16 protein-coding genes are annotated in these 14928 nt (G+C 73.0%); 12 read left to right on the forward strand and 4 right to left on the reverse strand.

All coding sequences use genetic code 11. The features are described 5' to 3' along the window. Nucleotides 1–1155: a lactate 2-monooxygenase gene (locus ACTG9Q_RS19550; protein ID WP_455574253.1), complete on the forward strand. Its 1155-nt coding sequence runs from the start codon at nucleotides 1–3 to the stop codon at nucleotides 1153–1155. Between the two features lie 5 nt (nucleotides 1156–1160). On the opposite strand, the gene ACTG9Q_RS19555 is transcribed toward ACTG9Q_RS19550, so the two are convergent. Continuing rightward, nucleotides 1161–2819 (reverse strand): bifunctional 3'-5' exonuclease/DNA polymerase, encoded by a 1659-nt coding sequence (locus tag ACTG9Q_RS19555; RefSeq protein ID WP_455574254.1) that lies wholly within the window; start codon nucleotides 2817–2819, stop codon nucleotides 1161–1163. 39 nt (nucleotides 2820–2858) lie between these two features. After that, a complete protein-coding gene (locus tag ACTG9Q_RS19560) occupies nucleotides 2859–3506 on the reverse strand; it encodes a TetR/AcrR family transcriptional regulator (RefSeq protein WP_455574255.1) in 648 nt (215 codons plus the stop codon). 73 nt (nucleotides 3507–3579) lie between these two features. Between ACTG9Q_RS19560 and ACTG9Q_RS19565 the strand changes: the two genes are divergently transcribed. Genes ACTG9Q_RS19565 through ACTG9Q_RS19595 form a run of 7 tightly spaced genes read left to right on the forward strand, consistent with a single transcriptional unit; the run spans nucleotide 3580 to nucleotide 9517 of the window. Next, nucleotides 3580–4779 (forward strand): acyl-CoA dehydrogenase family protein, encoded by a 1200-nt coding sequence (locus tag ACTG9Q_RS19565; protein ID WP_455574256.1) that lies wholly within the window; start codon nucleotides 3580–3582, stop codon nucleotides 4777–4779. Then, a complete protein-coding gene (locus ACTG9Q_RS19570) occupies nucleotides 4776–5576 on the forward strand; it encodes an SDR family NAD(P)-dependent oxidoreductase (RefSeq protein ID WP_455574257.1) in 801 nt (266 codons plus the stop codon). The genes ACTG9Q_RS19565 and ACTG9Q_RS19570 overlap by 4 nt, the downstream gene beginning before the upstream one ends. Next, on the forward strand, nucleotides 5573–6325 hold the full coding sequence (locus ACTG9Q_RS19575) for an SDR family oxidoreductase (protein WP_455574258.1): 753 nt from the start codon (nucleotides 5573–5575) through the stop codon (nucleotides 6323–6325). Before ACTG9Q_RS19570 ends, ACTG9Q_RS19575 begins: the two co-directional genes overlap by 4 nt. A 41-nt stretch (nucleotides 6326–6366) precedes the next feature. Further along, nucleotides 6367–7413 carry a phosphotransferase family protein gene (locus ACTG9Q_RS19580; protein WP_455574424.1) on the forward strand — a complete coding sequence of 349 codons (1047 nt, stop codon included), beginning with the start codon at nucleotides 6367–6369 and terminating at the stop codon, nucleotides 7411–7413. Further along, complete coding sequence (locus ACTG9Q_RS19585) at nucleotides 7410–8051, forward strand: histidine phosphatase family protein (RefSeq protein ID WP_455574259.1); 642 nt, start codon at nucleotides 7410–7412, stop codon at nucleotides 8049–8051. Before ACTG9Q_RS19580 ends, ACTG9Q_RS19585 begins: the two co-directional genes overlap by 4 nt. A 4-nt stretch (nucleotides 8052–8055) precedes the next feature. Beyond that, a complete protein-coding gene (locus ACTG9Q_RS19590; protein ID WP_455574260.1) occupies nucleotides 8056–9045 on the forward strand; it encodes an SMP-30/gluconolactonase/LRE family protein in 990 nt (329 codons plus the stop codon). 10 nt (nucleotides 9046–9055) lie between these two features. Next, nucleotides 9056–9517, forward strand: a complete 462-nt coding sequence (locus tag ACTG9Q_RS19595; protein WP_455574261.1) for a PPOX class F420-dependent oxidoreductase — start codon at nucleotides 9056–9058, stop codon at nucleotides 9515–9517. On the opposite strand, the gene ACTG9Q_RS19600 is transcribed toward ACTG9Q_RS19595, so the two are convergent. Further along, the gene (locus ACTG9Q_RS19600; RefSeq protein WP_455574262.1) at nucleotides 9486–10133 is read right to left on the reverse strand and encodes a Pr6Pr family membrane protein; all 648 of its coding nucleotides are present in this window, start codon (nucleotides 10131–10133) and stop codon (nucleotides 9486–9488) included. The two genes, ACTG9Q_RS19595 and ACTG9Q_RS19600, sit on opposite strands and share 32 nt — an antisense overlap. A 187-nt stretch (nucleotides 10134–10320) precedes the next feature. Here ACTG9Q_RS19600 and ACTG9Q_RS19605 point away from each other — a divergent pair, with 187 nt between their 5' ends. The 4 genes from ACTG9Q_RS19605 to aroF all read left to right on the forward strand — a co-directional run bounded on the left by ACTG9Q_RS19605 (nucleotide 10321) and on the right by aroF (nucleotide 14169). After that, complete coding sequence (locus ACTG9Q_RS19605; protein ID WP_455574263.1) at nucleotides 10321–10680, forward strand: STAS domain-containing protein; 360 nt, start codon at nucleotides 10321–10323, stop codon at nucleotides 10678–10680. 392 nt (nucleotides 10681–11072) lie between these two features. Beyond that, nucleotides 11073–12614 carry an acyl-CoA carboxylase subunit beta gene (locus tag ACTG9Q_RS19610; protein ID WP_455574425.1) on the forward strand — a complete coding sequence of 514 codons (1542 nt, stop codon included), beginning with the start codon at nucleotides 11073–11075 and terminating at the stop codon, nucleotides 12612–12614. 99 nt (nucleotides 12615–12713) lie between these two features. Further along, entirely contained in the window at nucleotides 12714–13154 is a 441-nt protein-coding gene (gene aroH / locus ACTG9Q_RS19615) for a chorismate mutase (RefSeq protein ID WP_455574264.1), read from the forward strand. Further along, nucleotides 13144–14169, forward strand: a complete 1026-nt coding sequence (gene aroF / locus ACTG9Q_RS19620; protein ID WP_455574265.1) for a 3-deoxy-7-phosphoheptulonate synthase — start codon at nucleotides 13144–13146, stop codon at nucleotides 14167–14169. The genes aroH and aroF overlap by 11 nt, the downstream gene beginning before the upstream one ends. 312 nt (nucleotides 14170–14481) lie before the next feature. On the opposite strand, the gene ACTG9Q_RS19625 is transcribed toward aroF, so the two are convergent. After that, entirely contained in the window at nucleotides 14482–14919 is a 438-nt protein-coding gene (locus ACTG9Q_RS19625) for an SgcJ/EcaC family oxidoreductase (protein WP_455574266.1), read from the reverse strand. Nucleotides 14920–14928 lie beyond the last annotated feature (9 nt).

Consider the following 14928-nt stretch of genomic DNA (forward strand, 5'->3'; position numbering starts at 1 on the left):
ATGGGCCAGCACGCCGGCTACCAGAACGAGATCTACCTGCAGGGCCTGGCCGAGAAGGTGCCGCCGTTCACCACTGACGGGACCCGCCTGGAGGAGGCCGCCGCGGAGGTGATGGAGTCCGGGCCGCTCGGCTACGTGGCCGGGGGCGCTGGCTCCGGGGCCACGGTGCGCGCCAACCGCGCGGCGTTCGACCGCTGGCGGATCGTGCCCAGGGTGCTGGCCGAGGCCACCGACCGCGACCTGTCCACCACCGTCCTCGGCACCGCGATGCCCGCCCCCGTCCTGCTGGCCCCGGTCGGCGTGCAGTCGATCGTGCACCCGGAGGGCGAATTGGCCACGGCGCGGGCGGCGGCGGGGCTGGGCGTGCCGACGGTGCTGTCGACGGCGTCGTCCTACGCGCTGGAGGAGGTGGCCGAGGTCGCGGGGCCGCGGTGGTTCCAGCTGTACTGGCCGAACGAGCCGGAGGTGTGCGCGAGCCTGCTGCGGCGGGCCAGGGAGGCCGGGTACGAGGTCCTGGTGGTCACCCTCGACACGTGGACGCTGGCGTGGCGCCCGCGTGACCTCGACCAGGCGTACCTGCCGTTCCTGCGCGCGACCGGCGTGGCCAACGCGTTCACCGACCCGGCGTTCCTGGCGGGCCTCGACCGCTCGCCCAGCGAGGACCAGGCGATGGCGGTGCTGCGGTGGGTGTCGCTGTTCACCGGGCAGGACAAGAGCTGGGACCGGCTCTCGTTCCTGCGCGACCACTGGGACGGGCCGATCGTCCTCAAAGGAATCCAGCACGTCGAGGACGCCCGGCGGGCCGTGGCGGCCGGGATGGACGGGATCGTGGTGTCCAACCACGGCGGGCGGCAGGTCGACGGCGCGGTGGGGGCGCTGGAGGTGCTGCCGGAGATCGCCGCGGCGGTCGGCTCCCGGCTCTGCGTGCTGTTCGACTCCGGCGTGCGCACGGGGGCCGACGTGCTCAAGGCGCTGGCCCTCGGCGCGCGGGCGGTGCTGGTGGGGCGGCCCTACGTCTACGGGCTGGCGCTGGCCGGTGAGGACGGCGTCCGGCACGTGCTGCGCGGCCTGCTGGCCGAGCTGGACCTGACGCTGGGGCTGTGCGGGAAGCGGTCGCTGTCCGAAGTGGACTCCGGCCTGCTCAGGGCGGTCTGACCGGCCTACTTCGCCTCGGCGTAGCAGTCGACGACGACCGCCTGGAGGGGGAAGCGGACGGGGGTCTCGGGGAAGACGAGGGCGGTGGCCTCCTCGGCGGCGGCGTCGAACTCGGCGGCCACGGCGGGGGCGTCCGCCTCGGGGCAGTGGACCATCACCTCGTCGTGCTGGAAGAAGACGATGCCCGCGTCGGGGGCGGCCCCGCGCAGGCGGCGGCGCAGGGCGGCGAGCATGGTCAGGGCCCAGTCGGCCGCGCTGGCCTGGACCACGAAGTTGCGGGTGAAGCGGCCCCAGTCGCGGGCGGCCTGGCGGCCCCGGCGGGCGGCGGCCTCGTCCTGGTCGTCGGTGGTCAGGGCGTGCCAGTCGGCGCTGGGCGGCGGGCTGGTGCGGCCGAGCCGCGAGCGCACGACCCGGCCCTGCTCGCCGGTGCGGGCGGCCTGCTCCACGTAGTCCACCGCGTCGGGAAAGCGTTTGCGGAGCACGGTGAGCAGGGACCCGGCCTCGCCGCTGGTGCCGCCGTACATGGCGGAGAGCATGGCGACCTTCGCCCGGCCGCGGTCGCCCGCGAAGGCGTCGGCGGCCAGGCTGGTGTACAGGTCCACCGACGCCGACACCTCGGCGAAGCGCCGGTCGCCGGAGAGGGCGCCGAGGACGCGGGGCTCCAGCTGGGCGGCGTCGGCGACGACCAGGGACCAGCCGGGGTCGGCGCGCACGGCGGTGCGCAGCGCCTTGGGCAGCTGCAGCGCCGCGCCGCCGCGGGTGGCCCAGCGGCCGGAGACGACGCCGCCGACGACGTAGTCCGGGCGGAACCGCCCGCCCGCCACCCAGGTCTCCAGCCACGACCAGCCGTGCGCCACGTAGAGCCGGGCCAGCTCCTTGTACTCCAGCAGCGGCTCCACCGCCGGGTGGTCGACCTCCCGCAGCACCCACGCCCGCGCCGAGGCCACCTCGATGCCCTCCCTGGCGAACGCCGCGACGATGCTCGCGGGCGCGTCCGGGTTCACCGACCGGCCGCCGAACGCCGCGGTGATCCGGTCGGCCAGCGCGGCCAGCCGCGCCGGGCGGGCCCCCGCGGCCGGGCGGGGGCCGAGGGTCTCGGCCAGCAGGTCGGCGTGCACGTCGGCGCGCCAGGGCAGGCCGTGGTGGGTCATCTCGGCCGCGGCCAGCGCGCCCGCGGACTCGGCGGCGGCCAGCAGGCGCAGGCGCTCGGGGTGCGCGGTCGCGGCGACGCGGCGCTCCTGGTCGGCGTAGACCGCCACGGCCGCGTCGAGCGGGTCGACCCCGGCCGGGGTGGTGCCGCGGTCGGGCTCGAACAGGGTGGGCTGCTCGCCGCGCACGAGCGGGCGCGGGTCGGGCGGCTCGGCCCCGCCGCGCAGCCTGGCCCACGCGGCGGCGAGGTTGCGGGGGCGGCGCGGGGTCTCGGCGAAGCCCAGCAGCAGGGCCTCGACCAGGGCGAGGTCGTGGCAGCGGGCCAGCAGGACGCCGTCGGCGAGCAGCCCCGGGTACAGCTCCTCGGCGGTGGGCACCACCCACCGGGGCGCGTGCGCGGCCTCCACCCGCCCCATCCAGTCGGCCAGGTCGGCGGCCTCCACCGGGGGATCGGCGGCGTCGAGCACCCTGGCCCGACCCCGGCCATCCCCTGTCGGCACCACCACGACCCGCACGGACGTGATTGTGCGCCATGGGACCGACAACCGGGTGACTCAGCGCCCCGCCGCCGACTTCGCGGCCACCGGGACGACTCCTCCGACGCTCGGTTGACCGGTGGCCAGGGCTTGTCGTACCACGCTGTCCAAAGTGGACAGGAGTAGGTCGACGAGGGTGGACCGGTCGCCGCGGCCGCGGCCGGTCCACTCGATGGTCAGCTCCTCGGCGAAGGCCCACCACGCGCGCACCGCCAGCTCCGTGACCTCGCCCGGCGACCCCAGCCCCAGCGCGTCGATGGTGCGCTCGGTCAGCGCGCCCTGGGTCTCGTCGTGGACCAGGCGGACCCAGTCCTGGCCGCCCGCGCGGAACAGCCCGACGTACTGCGAGCGGCGCCGGGTCAGGAAGGCGATGTAGCCCTCCACCAGCGCGCGGGCCCGCTCGGGGGCGGGGGCGTCCTGGTCGACGCGGGTGGCGCGGAGCATCCTGCGGCTCGCGGCGCGGACGACCTCGACGTAGTAGTCCTGCTTGGTGGGGAAGTAGTGGAACAGCAGGCTGCGGGAGATGCCCGCCTCGGCGGCGACGTCGTCGACGGTGATGTCGTGGATCGGCGTCGCGGTCAGCATCCGCAGGCCGATGCCGATGAGCTGGCGGCGGCGGTCCTCGGCCGTGCGGCGCACCCGCGTGGTCCGCGTCACCTGGGTCATCGGTCCTCCTGCTGTTGAGCGCTGCTCGATAAGGAGGGTACCTTGTCGAGCAGTGCTCAACGAGGAGGCAGCCGTGGAATTCGCCCACTCCGCCAAGGCCGCGGACCACCTGGCCCGGGTCACCGAGTTCATCGCCACCGAGATCGAGCCCGTGGAGCCCGCCTACCACCGCGAGCTCGCCGCGCTGGACAACCCCTGGACGGTCCTGCCGGTCATCCCCGAGCTCAAGGCCAAGGCCCGCGAGCGCGGCCTGTGGAACCTGTTCCTGCCCTCGGTCTCGGGCCTGAGCAACGTCGAGTACGCGCCGCTGGCCGAGGCCATGGGCCGCAGCGCCATCGCCCCGCAGATCTTCAACTGCAGCGCCCCGGACACCGGCAACATGGAGGTCCTGCACCTCTACGGCAGCCCGGCCCAGCAGGAGCGCTGGCTGGAGCCGCTGATGGCGGGCGAGATCCGGTCGGCCTTCTGCATGACCGAGCCCGACGTCGCCTCCTCCGACGCGACGAACATGGCCGCCACCGCCGTGGTCAAGGACGACGAGGTCGTCCTCAACGGCCGCAAGTGGTTCTCCACCGGCATCGGCCACCCCGACTGCAAGGTCCTCATCTTCATGGGCCTGACCGACCCGGAGGCCCACAAGTACCAGCGCCACTCCATGGTGCTCGTCCCGCTGGACACCCCCGGGGTCACCGTCGAGCGGATGCTGCCGGTCTTCGGCCGCCACGACGAGCCCCACGGCCACGGCGAGGTCACCTTCACCGACGTGCGCCTGCCCGCCGACGCCGTCATCGCCGGGCCCGGCCGCGGGTTCGAGATCGCCCAGGGCAGGCTCGGGCCCGGCCGCATCCACCACTGCATGCGGCTCATCGGCCTGGCCGAGAAGTCCCTGGAACTGGCCTGCAGGCGGGCGACGGCGCGCACCGCGTTCGGCAAGCCGCTGGCCAACCTCGGCGGCAACCGCGAGCGCATCGCCCAGGCCCGCATCGCCATCGAGCAGGCGCGGCTGCTGGTGCTCAGCACGGCCTGGAAGCTCGACACCGTCGGCGCCATGGCGGCCCGCTCGGAGATCTCCCAGATCAAGGTCGCCGTGCCGAACATGGCCCTCGGCGTCATCGACATGGCCATCCAGCTGCACGGCGGCGCGGGCATGACCGACGACTTCCCGCTGGCCGCGGCCTACGCGGGCGCCCGCTCGCTGCGCCTGGCCGACGGGCCGGACGAGGTGCACCTCGGCGTGATCTCGCGCATCGAGCTGAAGAAGTACCAGCCGTGAGCCGCCGGGTCCTGGTCACCGGCGCGGGGTCGGGCCTCGGCGCGGCGCTGGCGGCGCGGTTCGCCGCCGCGGGCGACCGCGTCCTGGTGACCGATGTGGACGGTGACGCCGCGAAGTCCACCGCGGCGGCGATCGACGCCGAGCACCTGGTCCTCGACGTCACCGGCGATGACTGGACCACGGCCCGCCAGTGGTGCGCCGAGCACTGGGACGGGCTCGACGTGCTGGTCAACAACGCCGGGGTCGGCTCGGGCGGGCGCGTCGAGCGCATCCCGATGGCGGACTGGGACTGGATCTGGGAGATCAACCTGCGCGCGGTCGTGCGCGGCTGCGCGGAGTTCGTGCCGGTGTTCAAGGCCGCGGGCGCCGGGCACCTGGTCAACGTCGCCTCCCTGGCGGCGATCATGAACCTGCCCGGCATGGCCTCCTACAACGTCACCAAGGCCGGGGTGCTCGCCCTCTCGGAGACGCTGCGCCACGAGTTGCGCCCGTACGGGATCATGACGACCGTGGTGTGCCCCGGCTTCTTCCAGACCAACCTCAACGACCGGCTCCGGACCCCGGACCCGGCCGCCCTGCGGATCAGCAGGAAGCTGATGGCCTCGGCCACCGTGACCGCCGACGACGTCGCCGCCCAGGTGGTCGCCGCGGTCGCCGCGCGCCGGTTCCTCGTGCTCACCCACCGCGAAGGCCGCAGGGCCCACCGGCTCAAGCGGCTGCTGCCTGGACTCGTGGACCGCCAGGTGGCCAAATACTGGGCCCGCATGCGGCCCGCGATGGACAAGGACGTTCCGTGACCCGCAAGAACATCCTCATCACCGGCGCCAGCTCCGGGCTCGGCGCGGAGATGGCCCGCCAGTTCGCCGCGCGCGGCCGTACCCTCGCGCTCGCCGCCCGCCGCACCGAGAACCTCGACGAGCTCAAGGCGGAGATCACCGCCAAGCACCCGGGCGCCAGGGTCGTGCTGCGCGAGCTCGACGTCAACGACCACGACGCGGTGTTCACCGTGTTCAAGGAGTTCCGCGACGAGCTGGGGACCATCGACCGGGTGATCGTCAACGCCGGGCTCGGCAAGGGCAGGCCGATCGGCACCGGCGGCTTCGCGGCCAACAGGCAGACCGCGGAGACGAACTTCGTCGCCGCGCTGGCCCAGTGCGAGGCCGCGATGGAGATCTTCCGCGAGCAGAACGCCGGGCACCTGGTGATGATCTCCTCGATGAGCGCCATGCGCGGGCTGCCCAAGAACGTCACGACCTACGCGGCCACCAAGGCCGGGGTCTCGGCGCTGGCCGAGGGCATCAGGGCGGAGATGCTGCGCACCCCGGTCAAGGTCACCACCATCCTGCCCGGCTACATCCAGTCGGAGATGAACGCCAAGGTCGGCAAGACCCCGCTCATGGTCGACACCCGCACCGGCGTCACGGCCATGGTCAAGGCGATCGAGCGGGAGGTCGCCAGCGCGTGCTCGCCGTCCTGGCCGTGGACGGTCATGGGCTTCGCGATGCGCCACCTGCCGCTGGGCGTGGTGGCGAGGATGTCCTCGTGAGCCAACCCGACATGAGCCACCCCGACACGAGCCAACCCGACATGAACCACCGGGACCAGCCGCAGGAGGTGCGCGGCGAGGACAGCTTCGACACCGCCGCCGTGCACGGCTGGCTCAAGTCCATTGTGGATCTCGACGGCGAGCCGACCGTGCGCCAGTTCCCCGGCGGCGCGTCGAACCTGACGTACCTGCTGTCCTACCCCGACCGGGAGCTGATCCTGCGCCGCCCGCCGGTCGGGCGCAAGGCGGTCTCGGCGCACGACATGCGCCGGGAGTACCGGGTGCAGCGCGGGCTCAAACCGGTCTACCCCTACGTGCCGACCGTGATCGGGCTCTGCGACGACCACGCCGTGCTCGGCTCGGACTTCTACGTCATGGAGCGCGTCCCCGGCACCATCCTGCGCCGCGACCTGCCCGAGGGCATGGAGCTGGGCGAGTCCGGCGCCCGCGCCCTGTCCACCGCCCTGGTGGACCGCCTGGTCGACCTGCACCGCGTCGACCCGGCCGCGGCGGGCCTGTCCGACCTCGGCAAGGGCGCCGGGTACGTCGGCCGCCAGGTCGGCGGCTGGTCGGCCCGCTACACCGCCGCGCGCACCGACAACGTGCCCGACTTCGCCGCCGTCATGGACTGGCTGGCCGCGCGCCTGCCCGACGACGTGGCCACCGTGGTCATCCACAACGACTGGCGCTTCGACAACGTCGTCCTCGACGACGACCTGGCCGTCACCGGCGTGCTCGACTGGGAGATGTCCACCATCGGCGACCCGCTGATGGACCTCGGCGGCGCGGTGGCGTACTGGATCGAGGCGGGCGACGACGAGGTGTTCCAGCAGGCGCGGCGCCAGCCGACCCACCTGCCCGGGATGCTGACCCGCGCCGAGCTGGTCGAGCACTACTGCGCCACCTCGGGGCTCAGCCCGGCCAACTGGGCGTTCTACGAGGTGTTCGGCCTGTTCCGGCTCGCGGTGATCATGCAGCAGATCTACTACCGCTACCACCTCGGCCAGACCCACAACGAGCGCTTCAAGGACTTCTGGATGTTCGTGGGCTACCTGGAGTGGCGCTGCCGCGAGGTGATGGGCCGGTGAGCGCGGTCTACCTCGTCCGCCACGGCCAGGCGTCCTTCGGCGCCGCGGACTACGACGTGCTGTCCCCGGTCGGCGAGCGCCAGGCCAAGCTGGTCGGCGCCGAGCTGGCCGAGCGCGGGGTCCGCCCGGCCGCGGTGTGGTCGGGCACGCTGCTGCGCCAGCGGGCCACGGCCGAGATCGCGGTGGCCGCGGCGGGGCTCCCCCTGGGGTGCGCCACCGACGACCGCTGGAACGAGTACGACCACCTCGGCCTGGTCGGGGCCATGGTCGACCCGCTGCCCACCGACCCCCGCGACTTCCAGGGCGCCCTCGACCGCGCCCTGCACCGCTGGGCCGCCGAGGGCGCCTCGGCGGGCACGGCCGGGGCGTACGCCGACTTCGCCGACGCCGCTGAGGCCGCCCTCGCCGACGCCGCGCGCGGCGGGACCGCGCTGGTGTTCACCTCCGGCGGGGTGATCGCCGCCATCTGCGCCGGGCTGCTGGGCCTCGGCCCGGCGGGCCTGGTCGCGCTGAACCGGGTGGTGGTCAACGCCGCGATCACCAAGGTCGTGATCGGGCGCTCCGGCGCGTCGCTGGTGTCGTTCAACGAGCACGGGCACTTCGAGGGCGCGCGCCGCGACCTTCTCACCTACCGTTGACCCCGTGACGACACGCAGGCCGGGGATCGACCCCGTGGTGTGGAAGGCCCCGCGCGCGGGGCGACGACCGATGCCGTCGCTGCCGCCGCTGACCGTGTGGCACGTCAACGGCAGCGGCGCGGAGGACGTGCTGGTCGACGACCACGGCCACGTCTACACCGGCGTCGACGACGGCCGCGTCCTGCGCCTGACCTCCGACGGCAGGCGGCTGGACACCATCGCCGACACCGGCGGCAGGCCGCTGGGCTTGGAGCACCACCCCGACGGGCGGCTGCTGGTCTGCGACGCCCGGCGCGGGCTGCTCGCCGTCGACCGGGTCGGCGGCGCGGTCGAGGTGCTGGTGGCCAAGGGCCCGGACCTGCACCTGTGCAACAACGCCGCGGTGACCGCCGACGGCACGGTGTACTTCACCGACTCCACCAGCCGCTTCGAGCTGGCGCACTGGAAGGCCGACCTGCTGGAGCACACCGGCACGGGCCGGTTCCTGCGCCGCACCCCCGACGGCGCCGTCGAGGTGCTCAGGACCGGGCTCCAGTTCCCCAACGGGGTCGCGCTCGCGCCGGACGAGTCGTGGGTCGTCTTCGCCGAGATGTGGGAGTACCGGCTGGTCAGGCTGTGGCTCTCCGGCGACCGGGCCGGGCAGTTCGACGTGCTGGCCGACAACCTGCCCGGCTTCCCCGACAACCTCTCCACCGGCAGCGACGGGCTGGTCTGGATCGCCTTCGCCAACCCGCGCGACCCGCTGGTCGACGTGCTGCTGCGCACCGCCCCGGCACTGCGCAAGGCGCTGTGGAAGGTGCCCCCGCGGCTGCAGCCCCGGGAGAAGCGCACCGCGTGGGTCCGCGCGGTCGACGGCGCCACCGGCGGGCTCGTGCACGACTTCTACGGCACGCCCGAGGACTACCACATGGTCACCGGGGTCCGGGAGCACAAGGGCCGGGTGTACCTGGGCAGCCTGGAAGAACGCGCAGTGGCGTTCTTCGACCTGCCCTAATGTGGCCCGCATGTCACCCCGAATCGCCACCGCCGAGCGCCCCGACCGCGACGAGCTGCTGCGCTTCCTGCGCGGGCGGTCCCGCTGCGTGCTGATCACCAGGCGCGCCGACGGGTCGCCGCAGGTCTCGCCGGTGGCGGCGGGGGTGGACGCCGCCGGTCGGCTGGTCGTCTCCACGTACCCGGAGCGGGCCAAGGCGCACAACGCGCGACGCGACGGCGCGGTCTCCGCGTGCGTGCTCTCCGACGAGTGGGACGGGCCCTACGTGCAGGTCGACGGGCGCGCTGAGGTGCTCGGCCTGCCCGAGGCGCTGGAGCCGCTGGTCGAGTACTACCGGTCGATCTCCGGGGAGCACCCGGACTGGGACGAGTACCGGGCGGCGATGACCAGGCAGGGCAAGTGCCTGATCCGGGTGGAGATCGAGAGCTGGGGCCCGATCGCTACCGGCGGGTTCCCCTCGCGGTTGGGCTGAGCGCGCGGTCGAGAACGCGGGCGCCGAAGGCCAGGGCGAGGAACAGCGCGGCGACGAGCAGGCAGTTGAGCAGGACCGCCGGGTAGCCGAGCCGGGTGACGTCGACGAACGGGTACGGGTAGAAGTCCGCGATGGGGCCGCGCGCCAGCGTGAAGACCAGCCAGAGGGCCGGGAACAACAAGGCGCAGGCGGCGGTGCGCGCCGCGATGCGGTCCCGGGGGCCGTGGAGCAGCCAGCCGACGACGGTGAGGACCGGCGAGGCGGTGTGCAGCAGCAGGTCGGCGACGTGGGCGGGGCCCTGCAACTCGTACAGCCCGCGCAGGACGGTGTGGTAGACGACGCCGGTCACCGCGATGCCGATGAGCCCGGCGAGGCGGAACACCGCGAAGACCGGGCCCGCGCGGTCGGGGTCGCGGGCCAGCAGGGCCGAGGTGGCGACGACGATCACGTTGGACTGGATCGTGAAGAAGCAGAACATGTTGAGGACCCGGCCCGCGGGCGTGGTGAACACCCCGGTGGTCGCGGTGGCCGAGACGGCGGTCTGCACGGCGAGCCCGGCCAGCGCCACGACGGCGGTGACGCCGAACCACACCCGGGCGGCCGATCTGCTGCGCATGCCGGTCAACCTAGTCCGGCGCCGGGACAGCGCAACCTGGGATTACTCCGGTAATTCGCCGAATCGGTGTGATCTGAGTGGCATCCGGGTTGGGTGGCGGGCAGTCTGGGGATCATCGGTGATAGATCCGTTATAGTCGTTCACAACCTGTGTTCGGTAATCCCCACCTGCCTGGAGGACCACCGTGATGCCGTTGGCGGTGAACACCCGGCGGACCAGGTCCGCCGTCGTGGTGGCCGCCCAGGGGCGCATCGACTTCTCCGGCGAGCGGCCGTGGCGCGAGCAGGTCGAGGAGGCGTGCGGGGAGAACTCGGCCAAGACGCTCGTCGTCGTCGACCTGACCAAGGTCGGCTACCTCAGCGTCGGCACCGCCCCCCTGCTGATCCGGGCCCACTACCACTGCCTGCACCGCGGGCGGCGGCTGCGCGTGGCGGTGCGGCCGGGGCCGGTGCTGCGGACGCTCCAGCTGACCGGGGTGGGGGAGATCGTGGCGCTGTTCCCCGACCTCGACACCGCCTTGCGTCCGCTGGTGGCGTCGCGCTGGTGACTTTTCTCGCCGGGTACTCGTCTGTGTAACACCGATATGCGCCGATCGGGCGTGAGGATAGCCGATCGGGTTATCGCCATCGTAATAATTCCGGCAACCTTGTGACGGATTGTCCTATTCCTCACCCCATCGAGTTTCGTCGCGCTGTTCACCAGGGAGCACGGTCGGAGCGTCCGCGATGGCATCGGTCAGGGGGAATCCGTAGCGACCTCCGTGCGCGACTTGAGCGGTTGGCAATCCGAAGGATGTCCCCGCCCACCCCCACGTGTGAGTGTGGATCGGCAACGTTGGGGAGGTAGCACATGACGGCCGCCGAGTTCGGCTACACCCAGCCGCCGGTCCCCTCGCGGGCCCGCAGCGCCAAGGAGCGCAAGGCGGGGCGGCCACGGCCGATGTGGCTGCTGCGGGCCCAGCTCACCGAGCTGCGCGATGAGATCACCGCAGGCAAGCCGCAGGCCGTGGAGCGCCAACACGCGCTGGGCAAGCGGACCGCCCGCGAGCGGTTGGACACGCTGCTGGACGAGGACTCCTTCGTCGAGCTGGACATCTACCGCACGCACCAGGCACGTGGCTTCGGGCTGGACGACAACCGCCCGCACAGCGACGGCGTGATCGCCGGGTCGGGCACGATCGATGGGCGCAGAGTGTTCGTCTACGCCCAGGACTTCGCCCTGTTCGGCGGCTCGCTGGGCGCCGCGCACGCCGCGAAGATCCACAAGGTGATGGACCTCGCGCTGGCCGCGGGCGCGCCGCTGATCGGGCTCAACGACAGCGGCGGCGCGCGCATCCAGGAAGGGGTGCTGTCCCTGGACGGCTACGGCGGCATCTTCCGCCGCCACGTCGAGGCATCCGGGGTGATCCCGCAGATCAGCGTGATCCTGGGCCCGTGCGCCGGTGGCGCGGCCTACTCCCCGGCCCTGGCCGACTTCACCTTCATGGTCCGCGACACCGCGCAGATGTACCTGACCGGCCCGGACGTGGTGAAGACGGTGACCGGCGAGGACGTCACCCACGACCAGCTCGGCGGCGCCGACGTGCACGGCACGCGCTCCGGGGTGGCCACCTTCGTGCACGACGACGAGGAGAGCTGCCTGCACGACGTGCGGTACCTCATCTCGCTGCTGCCCTCGAACAACCTCGAACCCGCCCCGTCCTACCCGGCGTGCGGCGCCGAGACCGACGAGCGGCCCCGGCTGGCCGAGCTGGTGCCGCCGGAGCCCAACCAGCCCTACGACATGCGCGAGGTGATCGCCGAGCTGGTCGACGACGGCGAGTACCTGGAGGTGCACGAGGGCTGGGCGGGCAACATCGTGTGCGCCCTCGGCCGCGTCGACGGCGAGGTGGTCGGCGTGGTCGGCAACCAGCCGCTGGTGATGGCCGGGGTGCTGGACAGCCCCGGCGCCCAGAAGGCCGCCCGGTTCGTCCGCTTCTGCGACGCGTTCAACATCCCGCTGGTGACCATGGTCGACGTGCCGGGGTTCCTGCCCGGCACCGAGCAGGAGTACGGCGGGATCATCCGCCACGGCGCCAAGCTGCTCTACGCCTACTGCGAGGCGTCCGTGCCGCGGGTGCAGGTCATCGTGCGCAAGGCCTACGGCGGGGCGTACATCGTGATGGACTCGCGCAGCGTCGGCACCGACCTGTCGCTGGCCTGGCCGACCAACGAGATCGCGGTCATGGGCGCCGAGGGCGCGGTCAACGTCCTGCACCGCAAGCGCCTCGCCGTGGCCCCCGACCCGGACGACCTGCGCGCCGAGCTCATCCAGGAGTACACCGACAACCTCATGCACCCGCTCTACGCCGCCGAGCGCGGCTTGGTCGACGACGTCATCGACCCCGTGCGGACCAGGGCCGCCGTGGCCCGCGGGCTGGCGATGCTGCGCCACAAGCGCAGGCAGGCGCCCCGGCGCAAGCACGGGAACATCCCGCTGTAGCGCGCGATCAAGCGCCACGCGGCCGTTCGCGGACAGAACGGCCGCGTGGCGCCGTCCGCCCGCGGTCAGCCGCGGGCTCGACTCTGGCCGAGGTGGTTGATGACTGTCCTGCGGACGACCGTGCGCGCCGTGCGCGGCGCCATCCAGGTGGACCGCGATGAGCCCGACGTGCTCATCGCCGACACCGCGACGCTGGTGACCGAGGTGCTGACGCGCAACGCGGTCAGCGACCCCGACGAGATCATCAGCATCCTGTTCACCATGACCCCGGACCTGCGCGCCGGGTTCCCCGCCGCCGCCGTGCGCGGGCTGGGCCTGGCCGACGTGCCGGTCATGTGCGCGACCGAGCTGGCCGTGCCCGACGGGCTGCCCCGGGTGATCCGGCTGCTGGCCCACATCCACACCGACCTCGCCCAAGCCGAGGTCGCCCACGTGTACCTGCGGGGCGCCGCCGTGCTCCGTCCCGATCTCGCGGCCCGCTGGTCCGGGACCGCTGCCGAGGAAAGGAATCGCGCTCATGGTCATCGTGATGTCGCCTGAAGCGACCCCCATGCAGATCGCCGCGGTCGTGGAGCGAGTCGAGGCCGAGGGCGGGCAGGCGTTCGTCAGCCGCGGCGTCCGCCGGGCCATCATCGGCCTGGTCGGGGAGATCGAGCGGTTCGCCACGCTCGGCCTCGCCGCGCTGCCGGGCGTCGAGCGGGTCAAGAAGATCAGCGCGGGCTACAAGCTGGTCAGCCGCGAGCACCACTCCGCGCGGTCGTCGGTCGAGGTCGGCGGTGTCGCCATCGGACCCGACGACGTCACCCTGATCGCCGGGCCGTGCGCGGTGGAGACCCCGGAGCAGACCCTGGAGGCGGCCATCATGGCCCGCGACGCCGGGGCCACCCTGCTGCGCGGGGGCGCCTACAAGCCCCGCACCTCCCCGTACGCCTTCCAGGGCCTGGGCAAGCGCGGCCTGGAGATCCTGGCCGACGTGCGCGCCGAGACCGGCCTGCCGGTGGTGACCGAGGTGGTCGCCGCCGACGACGTCGAGACCGTCGCCGAGTACGCCGACATGCTCCAGGTCGGCACCCGCAACATGCAGAACTTCCCGCTGCTGCAGGCCGTCGGCGACGCGGGCAAGCCGGTCATGCTCAAGCGGGGCATGACCGCCACCATCGAGGAGTGGCTGCTGGCCGCGGAGTACATCGCCCAGCGGGGCAACCTCGCCATCGTGCTGTGCGAGCGCGGCATCCGCACCTACGAGACGGCCACCCGCAACACCCTGGACGTCTCCGCCGTGCCGGTCGTGCAGCACCTCTCGCACCTCCCGGTGATCGTCGACCCCTCGCACTCCGGCGGCCGCCGCGACCTGGTCATCCCGCTGAGCCGGGCGGGTCTCGCCGCGGGCGCGGACGGCCTGATCGTCGATGTCCACCCGCACCCGGAGACCGCGCTCTGCGACGGCCCCCAGGCCCTGGTGGGCGCCGACCTGGCCGAGCTGTCCCGGGTGGTCGCCGACTTCGCCGCCGTCATGGGCCGCGGCCCCATCCGGCGCCGGCTGCTGGCGGGCTGAGGCCGGTGCTCCACAGCTGAGGCACGACCCAGGCGTGTCCCGTGGGTCACGGCGGGGGCAGCTCCCACCGTGACCCACCGGACGCGCCTGGCGCGTTCCCGTGGTGGGCGCCGCCCGCCGTGCTTGCGCTCGGCTGCGGCGGACGGCGCCTGCCCTGGGGGTGGAACCTGTATCCAGGATAGAAAGTCCTGGCCCCCAGGGTAAGTGAACCGCGAATCGGTCCACAGTGAATTCATCCCATCGAGAACCCCCAAAAGAAAGCGCCGCCCCGGGAGTGGTCCGGGGCGGCGCCTTCTTTTGGGGCGCCTCGACTCAGGCCGCCGCGTGCTCGGTCTTGGCGATGAAGCCCTCACTGTGCAGCGGGGTGTTGACGTAGGCGGCCAGCTTCCACTGGCCGTCCTCGCGGGCCACGACCCACGCCGCGCGGATGGAGCTGTGGTGGGCCACCTCGGACTCACCCGGGTCGAGCACGCCGCCCTGCGAGAGCAGGATCGCCGCGTCCGGGCCGAGCGGGCGCATGTCGATCGGCTTGCCGGTGACCTGGGTGCCCTTGTAGACACCCTCGAAGGCCGCCACCAGGTAGTCCCGGATGGCGTCGCGGCCCTTGAGGTGCACACCGGGCAGCGTCATGGTGCCGTCGGCGGTGAAGACCCCGGAGAAGGTGTCGGAGTCGTGGTAGGCCCACGCGGCGACGACCTTCTGGGTCAGGGAGGCGATGGCGACCTTGTCGCCGTCGGAGAGCGTGGTCATGTGCGCGAT

The sequence above is a fragment of the Actinokineospora lacus genome (assembly GCF_053813445.1).